Origin of the sequence: Corynebacterium nasicanis (genome assembly GCF_042658165.1) — a bacterium.
Classification (GTDB): Bacteria; Actinomycetota; Actinomycetes; order Mycobacteriales; family Mycobacteriaceae; genus Corynebacterium; species Corynebacterium nasicanis.
In genome coordinates this window covers 1-18,897 of sequence record NZ_JBHSQE010000009.1, presented here as the reverse complement: position 1 = coordinate 18,897, position 18,897 = coordinate 1, and the positions used below count along the sequence as shown (strand labels likewise).

The following is an 18,897-nucleotide window of genomic DNA, read 5'->3' as shown; positions in this document are numbered from 1 at the left end:
GGGTCGACGGGGATGCACAGATCCCATTATCCCTGTTTAGCCCTGGTGGGTGTCAATGAGGTCGGCGCCGTAGTTGTCCGCGAGCTTGTTGATGATGTCGGTCATCTCACTCACCTGGGCCAGATCCTCCTCGGAGAGGGTGCCGAGCATCTCGGCGAGGTACTTCGTACGCTCCTCGCCGACGCGCTGCAGCTCACTCTCGCCGAGGCGGGTGAGCTGCACGCGGACGCCGCGACGGTCCTGCTCGTCCCGGATGCGCTCGACCAGCTCCCGCTGCTCCAGCTGGTGGAGGGCGTTGGAGGCCGTCGGCATCCGGATGCCTTCCTCGCGGGCGATCTGGCTGATCCGCGAGGGGCCGTTGTTCTGCAGGCGCGCCATGATCGACAGCTGCGGGCCCGTCAGGTCGGACTGTTCGGCAATGCGGAAGTACATGACGTACAGCTTCGTCATTGCCGGACGGATCCGGGCGGCGATGTCCTCAGGAGTCGGTTCAGTCATGAGGACCATAGTAGACGCGTTTGCCCGGGAAACCGATTGCTCAGTCCTCGGCGCCGATGATGAAGGCCTCGAGCTGGGCGCGGGCGTCCTCGTCGCCCATCTGCACCGGCGGGGACTTCATCAGGTACGCGGAGGCGGGCAGCACCGGACCCGCGACCTTGCGGTCGAGGGCGATCTTGGCGGCGCGGACGGCGTCGATGATGATGCCGGCCGAGTTCGGGGAGTCCCACACCTCGAGCTTGTACTCCAGGTTGAGGGGGACCTCGCCGAAGGCGGTGCCCTCCAGGCGGACGTAGGCCCACTTGCGGTCGTCGAGCCACTCGACGTAGTCGGAGGGGCCGATGTGGACGTTGCGGTCGTTGACCTTGCCGGCCAGCGGGGACTCCACCAGGTTGGAGGTGACGGCCTGCGTCTTGGAGATCTTCTTCGACTCGAGGCGGTCGCGGTCGAGCATGTTCTTGAAGTCCATGTTGCCACCCACGTTGAGCTGCATGGTGCGCTCGAGGCGGACGCCGCGGTCCTCGAAGAGCTTCGCCATGACGCGGTGGGTGATGGTGGCACCGACCTGGGACTTGATGTCGTCGCCGACGATGGGCAGGCCCGCGTCGACGAACTTCTGGGCCCACTCCGGGTCGGAGGCGATGAACACCGGCAGGGCGTTGACGAAGCCGCAGCCCGCGTCGATGGCGGCCTGGGCGTAGAACTTGTCGGCCTGCTCGGAACCGACCGGCAGGTAGGAGACGACGACGTCGACCTCGGCGTCGCGCAGCGCCTGCGCCACGTCGACCGGAGTCTCGGAGGACTCCTCGACGGTCTCCATGTAGTGCTTGCCCAGACCGTCGAGGGTCGGGCCGCGCTGGACGGTGACGCCGGTGGCGGGGACGTCGGCGATCTTGATGGTGCAGTTCTGGGACGCCTCGATGGCGTCGGCGAGGTCGGTGCCCACCTTGGCGGCATCGACGTCGAAGGCGGCGACGAACTCGACGTCCGCGACGTGGTAGTCACCGAACTGCACGTGCATGAGGCCCGGCACCTTGCCGTCGGCGGGGGTGTCCCGGTAGAACTCCACGCCCTGGACCAGCGATGCGGCGCAGTTGCCCACACCGACGATTGCCACGCGAACCTTGCTCATATTCCGTTCACTCCTTGTGTCAGGTGATTCAACGGTCCATCGTATGTTGTCGCGTGTGCAAACCAGGGATCGGGTCCTCCCGGTATCGATCCAGAAGCCCGCCGCCCTCCGGTCCGTACACTGACACCGTGACCGGCAGAAGAGTTGTCTACCGCAATGAGGTCTCCCACCGCTTCGCCCGGGCCGAGCTCCTGCGCCGCTGGCGGGCGGGGGAGGCGAGCCGCGAGGAGGTGTGCGACGCCGACTTCCTGCTGCGCACCGCCGCCGAATATCACGGCGTCCCGGCGGGCTATCCCTGCCCCGTGTGCGGCGCGGAGGATCTGCGCATCGTCCGCTGGATCCACGGGGAACAGCTGGGGCGGATGGCGGGGACGGCCCGCAGCGAGGAGGAGATCGCGCGGATCGTCGCCACCGGGAAGGAGGCGACCGTGCACACCGTGGAGGTCTGCCCGCGCTGCCACTGGAACCACCTCCTCACCGCTGTGACGGCCACAACATAGCGAAACCACGCCCCGAACCTGCGGAAAGATTCCCCAACCGGGCGTCGGGACAGTAGTGTTCACGGGTGTAACAACCGTCATCAGTGATCACAGCGGGGACAACACGTGTCAGACAAGCAGAACTCCAGCTCCAGCTCGACGTCGGGCAGCTCGCAGGCCAAGGGAGCGCGCTCCGCGAAGGGGCAGCGTCGCCGGCCCTGGTTGCTGGCCGTGCTGGGCGCTCTCGCCGCCCTCATCCTCCTCCCCCTGGGCGTGTTCCTCGTGGCCTACGTCACCTTCGACGTGCCCGAGCCGGAGGAGCTGACCTCCGCGCAGGTCTCCTCCATCTACGCCTCGGACTCCTCCACGGAGCTGGCGCGGGTGGTCCCGCCGGAGGGCAACCGCCGCCAGGTGCCGCTCGAGGAGGTGCCGGAGCAGCTGCAGAACGCGGTGCTGGCAGCCGAGGACCGGGAGTTCTGGACCAACCAGGGCTTCTCCTTCACCGGTTTCGGCCGCGCCGTCATCGGCCAGCTCACCGGCAACCCCTCGGCCGGTGGTGGTTCCACGATCACCCAGCAGTACGTGAAGAACGCGCTGGTCGGCGACGAGCACTCCTACGTCCGCAAGGCCCGCGAGCTGGTGTACTCGGTGAAGATGACCAACGAGTGGAGCAAGGAGGAGATCCTCGCCGCCTACCTCAACACCGTCTACCTGGGCCGTAACGCCTACGGCGTCGAGGCGGCCTCCCACGCCTACTTCGACAAGCCGGTCTCCCAGCTCTCCCCCGAGGAGGGCGCCGTGCTGGCCGCCACCATCCAGCTGCCGAGCCAGCTCGAGCCGTGGACCAACCCGGAGGGCTCGCAGTCCCGCTGGAACTACGTCCTCGACGGCATGGTCGAGATGGGTGTCCTGCCCGCCGCGGAGCGCGCCGGGATGCAGTACCCGGAGACCCGCGACCCGGCCGCCTACTCCGCCTACACCGAGGCCACCGGCACCAACGGCATGATCAAGAACCACGTCATGGCGGAGCTGGAGAAGATCGGCATCACCGAGACCGACGTGACCACCCGCGGTCTGCGCGTCACCACCACCATCGACATGCAGGCGCAGAACGCCACGGTCGATTCCGTCCGCAACAACCTGTCCTCCCTGCAGGAGGATGCCCGCGCCGGCGTCGTCTCCGTGGAGCCGGGCACCGGCGCGGTCCGCGCCTACTACGGCGGCGAGGACGCCGCCGGCTGGGACTACGGCAACGCCGCCCTGCAGACCGGATCCACCTTCAAGATCTTCGGCCTCGCCGCCGCCCTCCAGCAGGGCATCCCGCTGTCCGCCGTGTACGACTCCTCCCCGGTGGCGCTGCCCGGCAACATCGTCGTGACCAACTGGGACGGCGGCGGGGCGGGCTACTCCACCCTGGCCGAGGCCCTCAAGCAGTCCTTCAACACCAGCTTCATCCGCCTGCAGGAGGACCTGAACAACACCACCCAGGACACCGCCGACATGGCCCACGCGCTGGGCATGGCGAAGTCGCTGCCGGGCGTGCCCGCCACGCTCACCGAGAACGGCGCCCAGCCCTACGACGGCATCATCCTCGGGCAGTACCAGTCCCGCCCGCTCGACATGGCGACCGCACTGGCCACCCTGGCCAACCGGGGCGTGTGGCACGAAACCTACTTCGTCGAGCGGGTCGAGACCTCCACCGGCGAGGTGCTCTTCCAGCACGAGGCCGGCGCGGGCGAGCGCCGCGTCTCCGAGGTCGTGGCCGACAATCTCCTCAGCGCGATGCAGCCGATCGCCGCGTACTCCAACGGCAACGCGCTGGCCGGGGGCCGCCCCTCGGCCTCCAAGACCGGTACCGCCCAGCTGGGCGACACCGGCCGCAACAAGGACGCCTGGATGATCGGCGCGACCCCGCAGCTGGCCACCGCCGTGTGGGTGGGCACCGCCGACAACACCTCCGCGATCTACAACGCCTGGGGCGGCAACATGTTCGGCTCCGGCTCCCCGGCCTCCATCTGGAAGGCCTCCATGGACGGCGCCCTCGAGGGCAAGGAGATCGAGTACTTCGCCACCCCGGGCCCCATCAACTTCGGCACCGGCATCCCGGCCGGCGGCAACGGCCTGAGCTACATGCCCGCCCCGCCGGCGCCCGCCACCACCTACGCCCCTGCGCCGGAGGAGGAGCCGGAGCCCACGGAGGAGGAGCCCGCACCCGCCCCGGAGCCGGCCCCCGCCCCGATCCCGGTGCCGGATCTGCCGGACACCATGGAGATCCTGCCCGGCGTGACCATCAACCTCCCCTAGGTGGACTCCCTCCGCACACGTCGTTCCCCGGCGCTGACCGAATCGGTCGCCCGGGGATTCGTCGGTTTTCTCGGCGGGCCCGTGGGCCGGTTCGCGGCGGTGGGCCGCCAACGCTGGTGGACCCCACTGCGGGTGCTCGTCCTCGTCTCCCTGGTGTTCCTCTCCTTCGGGTTCCTGGCGAAGGCCCCCTGCCTGGGCGGCGCCCGCGCCGAGGACGGATCCGTCTTCCTCGACTGGTCCGGCAACCGGCAGTACCTGGCCGCCTGCTACAACGACATCACCCCGCTCTACGGGGGTCGCGGTCTGGACGCGGGCGGCTTCCCCTACGCCTTCTCCTGGGTGGAGGGCGATGTCACCCGCTACCTGGAGTATCCCGTGCTGGCGGGCCTGTTCCAGTGGCTGGTGGCCACCGTCACGCGGGTGACCTATCCGCTTCTCGACGCCACCGGCTGGGCCATCCCGGAGGCCGCCTGGTACTTCGCGCTGACGGCGCTGGCCATGTCGGCGTTGTGGGTGCTGGCGATCCGCCTCGTCGCGGACCTGGCGGGCCACCGCATCTGGGATGTCGTGCTCGTGGCCGCCTCCCCGCTGGTCATCGTCCACGCCTTCACCAACTGGGACATCCCCTCGATCACGCTGGCGGTGGCGGCGATGCACGCGGCGTCGAGAAGCAGGTTCGGCCTGGCCGGCCTGTTCATCGGGCTGGGCACGGCCTTCAAGCTGTGGCCGCTGTACCTGCTGGGCGCCTACCTGGTGCTCGCGCTGCGGGACCGGCGCCTGGGGCCCTTCCTGCGCATGCTCGGGGTGGCCGCCGTGTCCTGGCTGGCGCTCAACGTGCCGGTGATGCTGGCCTACCCCGCGGGCTGGCGCGAGTTCCTCCGCCTCAACAGCGAGCGCGGCTACGAGTGGACCACCATCTACGCGATCATCGACCGCAACACCTTCCTGCCCGCACTCCCGGTGCCCGCCCTCAACGTCGTCTCCTTCGGGCTCTTCGCGGCCGCCTGCCTGGGCATCCTCGTCCTCGGCCTGCGGGCGCAGGCGCGCCCCCGGGCGGTGGAGCTCATCTTCCTCATCGTGGTGGCGTTCCTGGTGTTCAACAAGGTGTGGTCGCCGCAGTACTCGCTGTGGCTGCTCATCCCGGCGGTGCTGGCCCTGCCGCGCTGGCGCCTGCTGCTGTCCTGGATGGTGGTGGACGCGCTCGTGTGGCCGCTGCTCATGTGGCACATGCTCGGCAGCAATGAGATGGGCATCCCCTCCGGGCTTCTCGACGCCGCGCTCCTCACCCGCCTCATCCTCCTCGGCGTCATGACGGCGCTGGTGGTGCGGCAGATCCGGGCCCGGCGGGGCTCTATGGTGGAGTCATGAACTCCGTCACCATCGTCGGTATCGTGTCCATCGTCATCGGCTTCCTGTGCATCGCCGCAGCGTTCCACACCTTCATGAACAAGAAGCCGGTGGGCTGGTCCGTCGGTTTCGGCATCGCCGCGTTCTTCTTCGTCACCGTCATCCCGGTCATCCTCGCCGTCTTCTTCGCGACGATGCCGGGCGACGTCACCCGCTGACGATTAACTCTTTCCACCCCGGCTGCGGTACGCTGCTGGGGTTGCTTGACGCAACAGACCCTCCTGTCACGCCCAAAGGGGCGTGGCCGAACCACAAAACTAGACCATAGGAGGTGATGAGGTCGATGCGTCACTACGAAATCATGATCATTCTGGATCCGTCTCAGGATGAGCGCACCGTCGCCCCGTCCCTGGATAAGTACCTTGAGAATGTCCGCAAGGACAACGGCAAGGTCGAGAAGGTTGATGTGTGGGGCAAGCGCCGTCTTGCGTACCCGATCAACAAGAAGGATGAGGGCATCTACGCCGTCGTCAACCTCGAGTGCGAGTCTGCGACCGTCCTCGAGCTGGACCGCGTTCTCAACCTGAACGACTCCATCCTGCGCACCAAGGTTCTGCGCACCGACGCTTAAGAACGGATACTGGGTGCCAGGAACACTCCTGTCACCCGGGCCCGTCAACGGAAGGTAAGAAGAACATGGCTATTGGAGATACCCCCATCACCGTCGTCGGCAATGTCGTCGCCGACCCTGAACTCCGCTTCACCCCCTCGGGTGCGGCGGTGGCCAATTTCCGCGTCGCCTCCACTCCCCGCGTCTACAACCGAGACACCGGGCAGTACGAGGACGGCGAGGCCCTGTTCCTCACCTGCAACGTCTGGCGCCAGGCAGCCGAGAACGTGGCCGAATCCCTCTCCAAGGGGATGCGCGTCATCGTCAGCGGCCGCCTCAAGCAGCGCAGTTACCAGACGAAGGAAGGCGAAAACCGCACGGTCATGGAGATTGAGGTCGACGAGGTCGGCCCCTCCCTGAAGTTCGCCTCCGCCCAGATCAACCGCAACCCCCGTGAAGGTGGCGGCAATTTCGGTGGCGGTGGCGGCAACTTCGGAGGACAGCAGCAGCAGCGTGGCCAGCAGGCCCCGCCGCAGCAGGCGCCCCAGCAGTCTCAGTACCAGGGCGGTTTCAGCCAGCCCCAGCAGTCCCAGCAGCCGGCCAACGACCCGTGGGGCTCCGCCCCGCCGGCCGGTGGTTTCGGCGGCGCAGCCGATGACGAGCCTCCGTTCTGAGCGAGCAGAATCTCCCACTCAACAGAACTTTCCCGACAGGGATGAACAACGAAAGGCAGGGATCATGAAGCTGATCCTCACCGCTGCCGTTGAGAACCTCGGTGACGCAGGAGACGTCGTCGAGGTCAAGAACGGTTACGGACGCAACTACCTGCTTCCCCGCGGCCTGGCCATTGTGGCCACCCGTGGTGCTGAGAAGCAGATCGAGGGCATTCAGCGTGCCCAGGAGGCTCGCGCCATCCGCGACCTCGACCACGCCCGCGAGGTCCGTGAGCAGCTCGAGCAGCTGTCCGGCGTGACCGTGCAGGTCCGTTCCTCCGACTCCGGCAAGCTCTTCGGCTCCGTGAAGGCCGATGACATCGCCGACGCAGTGAAGAAGGCCGGCGGCCCGACCCTGGACAAGCGCACCATTGAGCTGCCCAAGGGTCTCGTGAAGAAGACCGGTAACTACCAGGTCATCGTCAAGCTCCACGACGACGTGACCGGCAAGATCAACTTCGAGGTCGTCGCCGCGTAATTTTACGCCTGACGACGGTCGGGGTTGACCCGGCCCAACGACAACAGCTTGTCGACGCCCCGCGGAACGTGAACCGCGGGGCGTCGACCTTTTTGTTGCTGTGGACAACTGTGGAGAACTGGGGATGATTCACCTGGTGGCCACGCTGTGGTTGCCCGGGGGTTGCCGCCGCGTTGCGTGGAACGGGCTCCGGCGGGGGCGGGAAAAGTGCTGGCGGGAGGGGTTATGCACGTTATCCCCGGGGTTGTCCACAGGGGGCCTTTCGTGCGTTGACCTGGGTCGATGTGGTTCTTGTGCGGGCGGTGGGGTGAGTTTGTCCACACGTTGTCCACAGCCCTGCGGGGCGGCGGGAGGGCGATGACGTCCCTTAACCTGAAGTTATCCACAGGACGTGTGGATAACCAGGTGTTCGGAGCCCGGAATCGTTGTGGAATAGCCCGCGGAAAGCATGCCTCAGGAAGGGTTGTCCACAGGGCTCCCGCCGCCGATTTCTACCCGCCGCGCCCACGACTAGACTGCCATTCATGACTTCAGGATTCGGTGGCGCCAGCTTCGACGACGACTACGTGCCGCCGTCCGAGCCGGATCACCCGGACGGCGGCGGGGACCTGGTCCCGGCGTTCCAGGATTCCGCCCCGCGGCGGAAGGCGGCGTTCAGCGAGTACCGCCAGCCGCCCCACGACCGCGAGGCGGAGCAGGGTGTGCTGGGCGCCATGCTGCTCAGCCCCAACACGGTCGTGGAGATCATCGGTGACCTCTCGCCCGAGGACTTCTACCACCCGGCCCACCAGCTGATCTACACCGCGATGATCGACCTCTTCGGGGAGAGCAAGGACATCGACCCCGTCATCGTCGCAGGCCGCCTCGACCGGCACAACGATCTCGAGCGCGTGGGTGGCGCGCCCTATCTGCACACCCTCATCTCCTCGGTGCCGACGGCCGCCAATGCCCGCTACTATGCCGAGATCGTGGCCGAGAAGGCGATTCTGCGGCGGCTGGTCGACGCCGGCACGCGGGTCGTCCAGCTCGGCTACGAGGGCAACGAAGGTGCGGAAGTCGACACCGTGCTCGACATGGCCCAGCAGGCGGTCTTCTCCATCGCGCAGAAGTCGGACACCGAGGACTACGCCGTCCTGGCCGACATCATCGAACCGACGATGGAGGAGCTCGACAACATCGCCAACCTCGGCGGTCTCGCCCAGGGCGTGCCCACGGGCTTCGTGGATCTGGACAACCTCACCAACGGCCTCCACGGCGGGCAGATGATCATCGTGGCGGCGCGACCGGGCGTCGGTAAGTCCACGATCGCGCTGGACTTCATGCGTTCCTGCTCGATCAAGCACGGCAAGGCCTCCGCCATCTTCTCCCTGGAGATGAGCAAGTCGGAGATCGTCATGCGCCTCATGTCCGCCGAGACGTCGATCAAGCTCTCCGACATGCGCGCCGGCCGCATGACCGACGAGGCCTGGACGACGTTGGCGAACCGCGTCGGCCAGATCTCCGAGGCGCCGCTGTTCATCGACGACTCCCCGAACCTCACCATGATGGAGATCCGCTCCAAGGCGCGGCGCCTCAAGCAGAAGCATGACCTGCAGCTCATCGTCATCGACTACCTGCAGCTCATGAGCTCCGGCAAGAAGGTGGAGTCTCGCCAGCAGGAGGTCTCGGAGTTCTCCCGTCAGCTCAAGCTGCTGGCGAAGGAGCTCGACGTGCCGCTGGTGGCCATCTCCCAGCTCAACCGTGGTCCGGAGTCCCGCACGGACAAGCGCCCCCAGCTCGCCGACCTCCGTGAGTCCGGCTCGCTGGAGCAGGACGCCGACATGGTGATGCTGCTCTATCGCCCGGATTCCCAGGACCGCGAGGATCCCCGGTCGGGTGAGGCGGACGTCATCCTGGCCAAGCACCGTGGCGGGCCGATTGACACCGTGACAGTGGCGCACCAGCTTCATTACTCCCGCTTCGTGGACATGGCCCGCGGCTGAGCGGGCTCAGGGTTCGCGGACGATGCGGAGGACCGGAACTATCGACGCCGCGGCGATGAGCGCGCCGACGACGAACACCGTCGGGTAGCCCACGGCCGGTCCGAGGTAGGACAGCGTCAGCGGGGCGAAGAAGCCGATGTAGGTGAGTGAGTAGAACACCGCCGTCGCTGCGCCGAGCTCCCGGGGCGGGGCGATCCGCCGCACCTCGCGGAGCCCGGAGACCATCATGATGCCGTAGGCCGCGCCGAGCAGTACCGCCGCCGGGAACACCAGCCACGGTGACTCCGTCCACGCGACGGCGACCGACAGGAGCATGCCGGCGATGACGAAGCCGAGGCCGAGAATGGCGGGCGGCACCAGGTCGGAGCCGAAGCGGGTGGCCAGGGGTTGGATGGCGACCCCGGTGCCCATCGTCACGGCCACGATGATGCCGGTGAACGCCACCGGCCACGTGAGGTGGGCGTGCACCAGCGCGGGGAGGATGGCGAAGGACGTCGACACCGCTCCGAATCCCCAGGGCGCCCACGCAGCGACCGACCAGGTGAAGTCGCGGGACAGCACACTCCGGGAGAACATCGGGCGGCGCTCGGCGTCGGGTTGCGCGGCTCCCCCCGGGGTCCGCCACACGAGCGGGGCGATGATCGCCAGCACCACGAGGTGCACCAGGTAGGGCAGGACGTTGGGATGGGGCAGGAACTGCGCGATGAGCCCGGCGACGAGGGGACCGCCGCCGAAGCCGAGCGACAGCGCGATGGTGGCGCGACGGGCCCCGATATGCGCCGGACCGGCGGAGAGCTCCTGCAGCCAGGCCGCGCCCGCCGCCATGATGAGGCCGATGGCGGCGCCCGCGATGAAGCGCCCGACGCTGAGGGCGAGGAAGGATCCCGCCGCGCCGCAGGCGAGGACGATCGATCCGACACCGCCGACGAGCAGCGCCGGGCGGATGAGGGCGCGTCGTCCCTTGATGTCGGAGAGGGGGCCGCCGATGAGCAGCGAGGGGACGAGTCCCACGACGTAGATCGCCAGCAGGAAGGTCACCTGCGACTGGCTGAGGCCGGCGGCGTCCCGGTAGGAGGGCAGGAGCGGGGCGAAGATGTTCGCGCCGAAGGCCACCACGAACAGGCCGAGGCCGACCCGGAGCCAGGTACGCTGCTCTGCTGCCGCCACTCGACCTCCTAGGTGTTATCTGTGATTGTCTGCACAGTGTAGGCGACGTGGGGCCCTCCAGGGGTGCCTATATAAGGCTGCCATAACTTAGGTTTGGCTTAACAATGTGGTCTGAGCTGCGGATATTCACTAGTCTCGTCAGCAGAAACCGAGCACCAGGAAGGCACATCATGACTACCCGCGCATTCAACCCCCGCACCGTCACGTTGAACGCCGCCATCCGCGTCGAGCGCACCGAGCAGGCCACCATCCTGGCGGTGCCCCGCTACCTGGAGGACTTCGCACATGCGCGCCGTCCCAGCCTCAGGGAGCGCTTGTTCAGTCGTCGAGGACCTTACCGCGCTGCTCAGGCAGGGTGAGGGTGGCCACGGCGGCCACCGCGAAGGCCGCCGAGAAGAGGCCGAACAGGGCGATGGAATCTCCCCACAACAGGATCGGCGGCACGATGAGGGGGGCGATGATGGAGGCGATGCGCCCGAAACCGGCGGCCGCGCCCGTGCCCGCACCCCGGATGTGGGAGGGGTAGAGCTCCGGGCCGATGGCGTAGAGCGCGCCCCAGGCGCCGAGGTTGAAGAAGGACAGCAGGCAGCCGGCGGCGATGATCGTCGTCTCCGTGGAGGCCGTGCCGAAAAACAGTGCCGACGCCGCCGAGCCGACCAGGAAGGTCGCCAGGGTGGGGCGCCGCCCCCAGCTCTCGATGAGCCACGCCGCCACCGCGTACCCCGGCAGCTGGGCGAGGGTGATGATGAGCGTGAACTGGAAGGACTTCACCAGCGTGAAGCCGTCCGCCACGAGCAGCGAGGGGATCCAGATGAAGGCGCCGTAGTAGGAGAGGTTGACACAGAACCAGACGATCCACAGCGCGCCGGTGCGTCCCCGCAGGCCGCGCGCCCACAGTGAGGTGGCGTCCGCGAAGTCCTCGCGGGGCAGATCGCGGAGGCGGCGGGTCTCGGCGGCGTCGATACGCTGCAGTTCGCGGTCGTCGACTTCGGCCTCGAAGGAGGCGACGACCTCCTCGGCCTGCTCGTGCCGGCCCTTGTCCTCGAGGAAGCGGACGGATTCCGGCAGTCCGTGGCGGACGTAGAGGGCGTAGAAGGTGGGGATCATGCCCAGGGCCAGCGCCCAGCGCCAGCCGGAGTCGGACGACGTGACCACGAAATAGCCGATGAGGGCCGCGGTGATCCAGCCGACGGCCCAGAACGCCTCGAGGATGACCACCATGCGGCCGCGGAAGCGGCGCGGCGAGAACTCGGAGACGAGGGTGGAGGCGACGGGGAGCTCCGCGCCGAGGCCGAGGCCGACGACGAAACGCAGGGCGATGAGCACCGCGAGGCTGCCCGCCAGGGCGGAGGCGCCGGTGGCCAGTCCGTAGACGAGCAGCGTGAGGGCGAAGACCTGGCGCCGCCCGATGCGGTCGGCCAGCAGACCGCCGAAGGTGGCGCCGAGGGCCATGCCGACGAAGCCGACGGACCCCAGCCAGGAGGTCTGGGTGGGGGACAGGCCCCAGTGGACGGCGAGGGCGGCCATGATGAAGGAGATGAGGCCCACATCCATCGCGTCGAGCGCCCAGCCGATGCCGGAACCGAGCAGCAGCTTCCGGTGTTTGGCGGTGACCGGCAGCCGGTCGAGCCGCTGGTTCCGGGTCAGTGAGTGGTTCATGCGTTGATCTTAAACCCGCACGCCCTCGACTTCACTGCTCAGGAGGCCCGGAACCCGCGCAGGCGCAGCGAGTTCGTCACCACGAACACGGAGGAGAACGCCATGGCCACGCCGGCCAGCATCGGGTTGAGGAAACCGAGGGCCGCCACCGGGATGAGCACCACGTTGTAGGCGAAGGCCCAGAACAGGTTGCCCTTGATGGTGCCGAGGGTGCGTCGCGAGAGGCGGATGGCGTCGACGGCGGAGCGGAGATCGTTGTTCATCAGGGTGATGTCGGAGGCTTCGATGGCCACGTCGGTGCCGGCCCCCATCGCCAGACCGAGGTCGGCCTGCGCCAGGGCCGCGGCATCGTTGACGCCGTCGCCGACCATGGCGACGGTGCGGCCCTCCTCCTGCAGGCGGGCGATCACCGCCACCTTGTCGTCGGGCATGACCTCGGCGATGACGTCCGCCGGATCCACGCCCACCTCGGCGGCGACGGCGCGGGCGGCCCCGGCGTTGTCACCGGTGAGCAGCATGGGGGTCATGCCGAGCTCGCGCAGGGCCGCGACGGCGTCCGCGGAGGTGGCCTTGACGGTGTCACGGACGGTGACCACGCCCGCCGGCCGCCCGTCGAGGCTGATCACCACCGGGGTGCCGCCCTGCTCCTGGGCCTGCGTGAAGGCGGAGTGCAGGGAATCCTCGAGGGTGCCCGCGGGCCGCCCGACGCTCACGGCCCGGCCCTCCACCACGCCGCGCACCCCCTGGCCGGCCTCGTTCGCGAAGTCACTGACCACGGGCAGCTGGTCCCCGGCCCGGCGCACGATGGCCCGGGCGATGGGGTGCTCGGATCCGGCCTCGACGGCCGCGCCGAGGCGCAGGACCTCCGCGGCGTCGACACCGGGGGCGGCGGTCACGTCGGTGACGGACATCGCCCCCTCGGTGACGGTGCCGGTCTTGTCCATGACGATGGTGTCCACGCGCCGGGTGGATTCCAGAACTTCCGGCCCCTTGATGAGCAGCCCGAGCTGGGCACCACGGCCTGTGCCCACGAGCAGGGCGGTGGGGGTTGCCAGACCGAGGGCGCAGGGGCAGGCGATGATGAGCACGGCCACGGCGGCGGTGAACGCCGGGGCGAGGCCGTGGCCCAGCAGCAGGTGGGTGCCCAGGGTGAGCAGCGCCACCACGATGACCACCGGCACGAAGACCTGCGAGATGCGGTCGACGAGGCGCTGGACCGGCGCCTTGCGGGACTGCGCGTCGGAGACGAGGCGGGCCATCTGGGCGAGGGTGGAGTCCTCGCCGATCCGGGTGACCTCGACGAGCAGGCGGCCGGAGGCATTGATCGTCGCGCCGGTGACCCGGGAGTCCGGGGCCACCTCGACGGGGACGGATTCGCCGGTGAGCATCGATTCGTCGACGGCGGAGGCGCCCTCGACGACGACGCCGTCCGCGGCGATCTTCTCTCCCGGGCGCACGACGATGATATCGCCGACGGCCAGGTCACGGACCGGCACGCGGACCTCGGATCCGTCGCGGAGGACTGCGGCATCCTTCGCGCCCATGTCGAGCAGGGCGCGTAGCGCCGCGGAGGAGCGTCCCTTCGCGCGGGTCTCGAACCAGCGCCCGAGCAGCAGGAAGGTGATGACGACGGCGGCGGTCTCCAGGTAGATCTCGTCCATCGTCGTGTCCGCGGGGAACAGGTGCATCTCCATCGTCATCCCGGCGTGGCCGGCGTTGCCGAGGAAGAGCGCCCACAGACTCCACAGGTACGCGGCGGAGGTGCCCAGCGTGATGAGGGTGTCCATGGTGAAGGAGCCGTGCCGCAGGTTGATCCACGTCGCCCGGTGGAAGGGGGCACCGCCGGTGAAGAACACCGGGGTGGTCATCGTCAGCACCGCCCACTGCCAGTGGGTGAACTGCAGCGCGGGGATCATGCTCAGCGCGACGATGGGGACGGTGAGCAGCGCGGACATGAGGAGGCGGCGCTGCAGGTCCGTGCTTGCCGACGCCCCCTCCGCCGGCTCCTCGGCCGGCTCATCCGGCGTGAGCGCGACGGCGTCGTACCCGGCGCCGCGCACCACGTCGATGAGGGCGGCCGGGTCGGTCTTGGCGGGGTCGTAGGAGATGGAGGCCGTCTCGGTGGCGAAGTTGACGGTCGCCTCCACCCCGTCGACCTTGTTGAGCTTGCGTTCGACGCGTCCGGAGCAGGACGTGCAGGTCATGCCGGTGACGCCGAGTTCCAGGGTGTCCATACCCCGAGAATATACCCCTATGGGGTATCTGGCAAGGGCTTATGCCAGCCGGTAGCCCGCTTCCTCGACGGCGGCGGTGATGTCGGCGTCGGTGAAGCCCTCGCCGGTGACGGTGACCGTGCCGGTCTCGTGCGAGGCCTCGACCTGCGAGACACCGGCGACCTCGCCGACCTCCTCGCGGACGGACATTTCGCAGTGGCCGCAGGTCATACCCTCGACCTGGTAGTTCTTGACTGCCATGGGAATCCTCTCCTCAATCTCGGTGTCCTTCAGACGGTACCCCGCATTCTCGACGGCGCGGGCGACCAGTCCGTCGGAAATCTCCTCGCCGGTCACCGCCACCCGGCCGGAGGCGAGATCGACATCGACGCCCTGGGTGCCCGGGATCGCATTGATCTCCTCCTCCACTGCGGCGCGGGAGGCATCGTCGCGCATGCCCTCGACAACGTAGTTCTTGATCATGGAAATCCTTCTTTCCGGCCGAAACATCCCGCGGGAATAAAGGGACGGCCAGGTAGGGTTGAGTAGAACGTCGCCGCATCGCTGCGGCCATACGTAAGACCATACAAAACGACTTCTCAGGAGTATCCCTTGGCAACCATTGATGTCACCGAAGCCACCTTCGAAGAAACCGTGACCGGCGAGGGTATCGTGCTCGTCGACGCATGGGCATCCTGGTGCGGCCCCTGCCGCGCCTTCGCCCCCACCTTCGAGGCCGCCTCCGAGGGTCACCCGGACGCGACCTTCGCAAAGCTGGACACGGAGGCCCACCAGGGTCTCGCCGCCGCTCTGCAGATCCAGTCCATCCCCACCCTCATGATCTTCCGCGACGGCATCATGGTCTACCGGGATGCCGGCGCCCTGCCCCCGGCCGCCCTGGAGGACCTCATCGAGCAGGTCAAGGGCCTCGACATGAATGACGTCCGGCGCCAGGTCGCCGAGGCGAACTCCGCCCGCGACGCTGAAGGCCAGTAGCCTCCGCGCTTTCCAGGCCCGGCTCCCCACGCGGGGGCCGGGCCTTGTGCGTGCCGACGTCAGCGGGGATTTCTCTCTAAACTCCAGTCTTAAGGAACCGATCTAAGAAAGAGAGACCCCCGCATGCCGAATCCCCTGTCCAAGGGCTGGAAGTACCTCATGGCCTCCTTCGACTCCAAGATCGACGAGAACGCCGATCCCAAGGTGCAGATCCAGCAGGCCACCGACGCCGCGAAGCGCCAGCACCAGCAGATCACCGAGCAGGCGGCCGCCGTCATCGGCAACCAGAAGCAGCTCGAGATGAAGCTCGACCGGCTGCTCACCTCCCAGCAGCAGCTCCAGGACCAGGCACGCACGGCCCTGCAGGCGGCGGCGCAGGCGGGAGACGCCGCGAAGGCGCAGGAGTACAACAACACCGCCGAGATCTTCGCCTCCCAGCTGGTCGCCGTGGAGCAGCAGCTCGAGGAGACCAAGCAGCTGCACGCCCAGGCCAGCCAGAACGCCGAGCAGGCCACCCGGCAGCAGCTGGAGTCGGAGGCCCGCCTTCGCGAGCAGCTCTCGCAGATCGACCAGCTCCGTGCCCAGGCCGACCAGGCCGCCATGCAGGAGACCGCGACCCGGGCCATGGACTCCATGCAGGAGCTGCGTCCCGACGGCAACGTGCCCACCCTGGACGCGGTGCGCGACAAGATCGAGAAGCGCTACGCCGATGCCCTCGGCGCGCAGGAACTCACCCAGCACTCCGTCGGTGACCGCATGGCGGAGATCACCAGCGCCGGTACGGACATGAAGGCAGCCGCGCGTCTCGCGGAAATCCGCGCCTCCCTCGCCGGTGAACTCACCCAGGGCGACAAGGAGCCGGGGCAGCCGGAGCTTGTCGACGCCGAGCCGGTCGAGGAATCCGACGAGCAGGCAAAAGCCGACGCCGCCGGGGAGGGGATGATCCCCGAGGAGCCCGGCGACGTCGATAAGTAGGGCGTAACTACTCGCGGACCTCGCGGCGGAAGTTGATGAGCACGCCGCGGATCCCCGAGTGGAACCCGTCCCGGAGGTTGACGCGCTGCGATTCGCTCAGCGTGTACTCGTGGAGAGTCTCGCAGGCGAACTGCAGCAGCGGACGGTCGATCTCCGGGGGCAGGCCGCCACCCGAGAGCAGATGCGCGGAATCGCGCTGCTCCGTGGTGGCGGCATTCTCGTACCACCAGGTCGCGTACTGCTGCCCGACGTCGAAAGGAGTCTGGAAACCGGCGGAGGACCAGACCTCCTCCGGCAGCGGCACGTAGCGGGAACGCAGCTTGCGCCGCGGCGCCATCATGGACGGCTTCGGGGCGCTCGGCTTCGGAGAAGCTGGCTCCTGGTCCTCCTCACTGGCCTCCCGGACGGCAGCCTCCACGGGGGAAGGCGCCTGCGAGACCGGATTGGCCGGGGCGAAAGTGCGTTCCGGGGTCTCCTTCTCGGAACAGGGCGCGAGGGGGGCGTCGGCCGCCTCCGCGGGAGCGAGGTCACCCGGGCTGGGGACCTCCGTCATGCCGAGCTCCTCGATGGGCTCGGCGTCCGCGAGCGGACGTTCGCGGACGACCGGCGGCAGCGGGCCCTCGAGGACCTGCAGCTGCATGGCCTCCGCGAAGTCCTCCCGCGGGTCGAGGATCGTCGTGGAATCACAGGCGTGGCGCAGAGCGGAGGACATGGAGTCCCAGCCGAAGCCGTAGAGGTGCACGCGCACGCCGTGGTTGGTGGCCTCGTGGACGCCGGGAATCATGTCGGCGTCGCCGGAGACCAGGACAATGTCGGAGACCTGCTGGCGGCAGGCCGCGACGACCATGTCGGCGACGAGGCGGGTGTCCACCGCCTTCTGCGTGCGACGCTCACCCCACTCAATGAGCTGGCCGGCGCGCAGCTGCACACCGTCGCAGGTACGCAAGGCCCGCTGATAACGGTGCGGACCGGTGTCGGGGATGCCGTCGTACCAGAGCTGACGGTGAATCGCCTGCTGCAGCTGGTTCTGGATCATGCCGCCGAGGACGTTGACCACCTCGGGCAGATCGATTTCTAATTGTGCACGGGCACCTGTTTCCCAGGAGTTGTAGAAACTCGCCAGGAGGTAAGAGGTGTCGACGAAGACAAGTGTGCGCTCAAGCATGGCTCCTAATTTCTGTTTGTTCGTATCCTAAGTTGCTTTTCTTCCCTACCAGCATGCCTCAAAGCAGTGCGACACGTCGATGCCGGGCAGGGGTTTCAGGGTGAACCCGCAGGTCGAGGGGTGCGCGGTAGCCAACTTGTTATCTCTGGGATAGGTTCGTCAGTAGGCTAACTAACCAACCAAGGAGGTTCGCGATGGATGCCACCGCGCCCCTGTTCCGGCAGATCGCCGAACTCATCGAGGACGCCATCGTCGACGGCAGCCTCGCCGCCGGCTCCCGCGCACCCTCCACCAACGAACTGGCGGACTTCCACGACATCAACCCCGCCACCGCCCGCCGGGGGATGACGCTCCTCGTCGACTCCCGGGTCCTGGAGAAGCGACGCGGCATCGGCATGTTCGTCACCGCCGGCGCCCGCGACCTCATCCTCGCGCGCCGCCGCGAAGAGTTCGCCGGCGACTATCTCGTCCCGCTTATCGACGAAGCCGTGAAGCTCGACTTCACCCGCGCCGACATTCGCCACCTCATCGACGCTGTAGCGGAAAGCAGGGGGCTTTATCGGTGATCGATATGGGTACTGACCTGGGGATTTGTGTTGGTACAGCGCAGTGTGTAACTTTATGTGAGTCAGCGCGACCGACAACGCCCCGCAGACAGCAACTCCGAGAGAGAGGCTGAATGTGAGCAGGCGGTAGGAAAACAGGCCCTGACAGAACAAGATCTGCAGGGATTTGACTTCAGTCGGTCCGGTTGATTAAGTTTCTAACTCGTCGCTCAGAGCAGCGCCACGACAAGTGGTGTGAATCGGGTGTGCGGTTGTTGTGTGAGAACTCAATAGTGTGCCAATGTACTTTTGTTTGTGGTTGTTGGTTGTGTGTGCCGGCTGGCCTGGATGTGTTTTCGGGTTGGTGGGTGTGTGCCGGGTGGTACCTTGTCAACAGGGTGTCACTGTAAATAATGCGCACTGAGGCTTGTTCTTGGTGTGAGTTGTTGTGGTGCAAGCATGATCTTAATGATCGCATGAGTATATTTGTGTGGCTTCTTCTCTCCTCGTCGAGGTGGGGGTCACATGTGATAGACGCGAACATGTCTTGACTGGCCTGTTGGTTGGTTGGGGTGTTTGTATTTTTTTTGGACAATCATTTTCATCATTGCCCTTGTGGGGTGGTGGTGTGCTG

Annotated in this window: 19 protein-coding genes and 1 pseudogene; 12 read left to right on the top strand and 8 right to left on the bottom strand. The window is 67.4% G+C overall.

Annotation, left to right across the window (positions count from 1 at the left end; all coding sequences use genetic code 11):
- Nucleotides 1-36: 36 nt before the first annotated feature.
- Together ACFPUZ_RS08675 and ACFPUZ_RS08670 are read right to left on the bottom strand one after the other, a co-directional pair.
- Entirely contained in the window at nt 37-498 is a 462-nt protein-coding gene (locus ACFPUZ_RS08675; RefSeq protein WP_377001528.1) for a MarR family winged helix-turn-helix transcriptional regulator, read from the bottom strand.
- 40 nt (nt 499-538) lie between these two features.
- Entirely contained in the window at nt 539-1,630 is a 1,092-nt protein-coding gene (locus ACFPUZ_RS08670; protein WP_377001527.1) for an inositol-3-phosphate synthase, read from the bottom strand.
- A gap of 128 nt (nt 1,631-1,758) precedes the next feature.
- Between ACFPUZ_RS08670 and ACFPUZ_RS08665 the strand changes: the two genes are divergently transcribed.
- From ACFPUZ_RS08665 to dnaB, 8 genes are all read left to right on the top strand, one after another.
- A complete protein-coding gene (locus tag ACFPUZ_RS08665) occupies nt 1,759-2,130 on the top strand; it encodes a DUF5318 family protein (RefSeq protein ID WP_377001526.1) in 372 nt (123 codons plus the stop codon).
- 105 nt (nt 2,131-2,235) lie between these two features.
- A complete protein-coding gene (locus tag ACFPUZ_RS08660) occupies nt 2,236-4,413 on the top strand; it encodes a transglycosylase domain-containing protein (RefSeq protein ID WP_377001525.1) in 2,178 nt (725 codons plus the stop codon).
- Nucleotides 4,414-5,781, top strand: a complete 1,368-nt coding sequence (locus ACFPUZ_RS08655) for a glycosyltransferase family 87 protein (protein WP_377001524.1) — start codon at nt 4,414-4,416, stop codon at nt 5,779-5,781.
- Nucleotides 5,778-5,978: a hypothetical protein gene (locus ACFPUZ_RS08650; RefSeq protein ID WP_377001523.1), complete on the top strand. Its 201-nt coding sequence runs from the start codon at nt 5,778-5,780 to the stop codon at nt 5,976-5,978. Before ACFPUZ_RS08655 ends, ACFPUZ_RS08650 begins: the two co-directional genes overlap by 4 nt.
- A 125-nt stretch (nt 5,979-6,103) precedes the next feature.
- Entirely contained in the window at nt 6,104-6,391 is a 288-nt protein-coding gene (gene rpsF / locus ACFPUZ_RS08645; RefSeq protein ID WP_377001522.1) for a 30S ribosomal protein S6, read from the top strand.
- A gap of 65 nt (nt 6,392-6,456) precedes the next feature.
- Nucleotides 6,457-7,044 (top strand): single-stranded DNA-binding protein, encoded by a 588-nt coding sequence (locus ACFPUZ_RS08640; RefSeq protein ID WP_377001521.1) that lies wholly within the window; start codon nt 6,457-6,459, stop codon nt 7,042-7,044.
- 64 nt (nt 7,045-7,108) lie between these two features.
- On the top strand, nt 7,109-7,561 hold the full coding sequence (gene rplI, locus ACFPUZ_RS08635) for a 50S ribosomal protein L9 (RefSeq protein ID WP_377001520.1): 453 nt from the start codon (nt 7,109-7,111) through the stop codon (nt 7,559-7,561).
- A 524-nt stretch (nt 7,562-8,085) separates the two neighbouring features.
- Nucleotides 8,086-9,543, top strand: coding sequence for a replicative DNA helicase (gene dnaB, locus ACFPUZ_RS08630; RefSeq protein WP_377001519.1), 1,458 nt, complete (start codon nt 8,086-8,088; stop codon nt 9,541-9,543).
- Nucleotides 9,544-9,549: 6 nt separating this feature from the next.
- Here the strand turns inward: dnaB and ACFPUZ_RS08625 are convergent, their stop codons facing one another.
- The gene (locus ACFPUZ_RS08625) at nt 9,550-10,710 is read right to left on the bottom strand and encodes an MFS transporter (RefSeq protein WP_377001518.1); all 1,161 of its coding nucleotides are present in this window, start codon (nt 10,708-10,710) and stop codon (nt 9,550-9,552) included.
- Between the two features lie 170 nt (nt 10,711-10,880).
- Here ACFPUZ_RS08625 and ACFPUZ_RS08620 point away from each other — a divergent pair, with 170 nt between their 5' ends.
- Nucleotides 10,881-11,069 (top strand): hypothetical protein, encoded by a 189-nt coding sequence (locus ACFPUZ_RS08620; protein WP_377001517.1) that lies wholly within the window; start codon nt 10,881-10,883, stop codon nt 11,067-11,069.
- On the opposite strand, the gene ACFPUZ_RS08615 is transcribed toward ACFPUZ_RS08620, so the two are convergent.
- The 4 genes and pseudogenes from ACFPUZ_RS08615 to ACFPUZ_RS08600 all read right to left on the bottom strand — a co-directional run.
- The gene (locus ACFPUZ_RS08615; protein WP_377001516.1) at nt 11,029-12,369 is read right to left on the bottom strand and encodes an MFS transporter; all 1,341 of its coding nucleotides are present in this window, start codon (nt 12,367-12,369) and stop codon (nt 11,029-11,031) included. The genes ACFPUZ_RS08620 and ACFPUZ_RS08615 overlap by 41 nt on opposite strands.
- A gap of 38 nt (nt 12,370-12,407) precedes the next feature.
- Nucleotides 12,408-14,603, bottom strand: coding sequence for a heavy metal translocating P-type ATPase (locus ACFPUZ_RS08610; protein ID WP_377001515.1), 2,196 nt, complete (start codon nt 14,601-14,603; stop codon nt 12,408-12,410).
- Between the two features lie 39 nt (nt 14,604-14,642).
- Nucleotides 14,643-14,843 carry a heavy-metal-associated domain-containing protein gene (locus ACFPUZ_RS08605; protein WP_377002243.1) on the bottom strand — a complete coding sequence of 67 codons (201 nt, stop codon included), beginning with the start codon at nt 14,841-14,843 and terminating at the stop codon, nt 14,643-14,645.
- A 48-nt stretch (nt 14,844-14,891) separates the two neighbouring features.
- Nucleotides 14,892-15,038, bottom strand: a pseudogene (locus ACFPUZ_RS08600) (cation transporter); the annotation flags it as partial.
- 156 nt (nt 15,039-15,194) lie between these two features.
- Between ACFPUZ_RS08600 and trxA the strand changes: the two are divergent.
- Both trxA and ACFPUZ_RS08590 read left to right on the top strand, forming a co-directional pair.
- The gene (gene trxA / locus ACFPUZ_RS08595; RefSeq protein WP_377001514.1) at nt 15,195-15,578 is read left to right on the top strand and encodes a thioredoxin; all 384 of its coding nucleotides are present in this window, start codon (nt 15,195-15,197) and stop codon (nt 15,576-15,578) included.
- A gap of 123 nt (nt 15,579-15,701) precedes the next feature.
- Complete coding sequence (locus ACFPUZ_RS08590) at nt 15,702-16,553, top strand: PspA/IM30 family protein (RefSeq protein WP_377001513.1); 852 nt, start codon at nt 15,702-15,704, stop codon at nt 16,551-16,553.
- 7 nt (nt 16,554-16,560) lie between these two features.
- On the opposite strand, the gene ACFPUZ_RS08585 is transcribed toward ACFPUZ_RS08590, so the two are convergent.
- Nucleotides 16,561-17,718 carry an NYN domain-containing protein gene (locus ACFPUZ_RS08585; RefSeq protein WP_377001512.1) on the bottom strand — a complete coding sequence of 386 codons (1,158 nt, stop codon included), beginning with the start codon at nt 17,716-17,718 and terminating at the stop codon, nt 16,561-16,563.
- A 194-nt stretch (nt 17,719-17,912) separates the two neighbouring features.
- On the opposite strand from ACFPUZ_RS08585, the gene ACFPUZ_RS08580 reads away from it, so the two are divergent.
- A complete protein-coding gene (locus ACFPUZ_RS08580) occupies nt 17,913-18,284 on the top strand; it encodes a GntR family transcriptional regulator (RefSeq protein ID WP_377001511.1) in 372 nt (123 codons plus the stop codon).
- Nucleotides 18,285-18,897 lie beyond the last annotated feature (613 nt).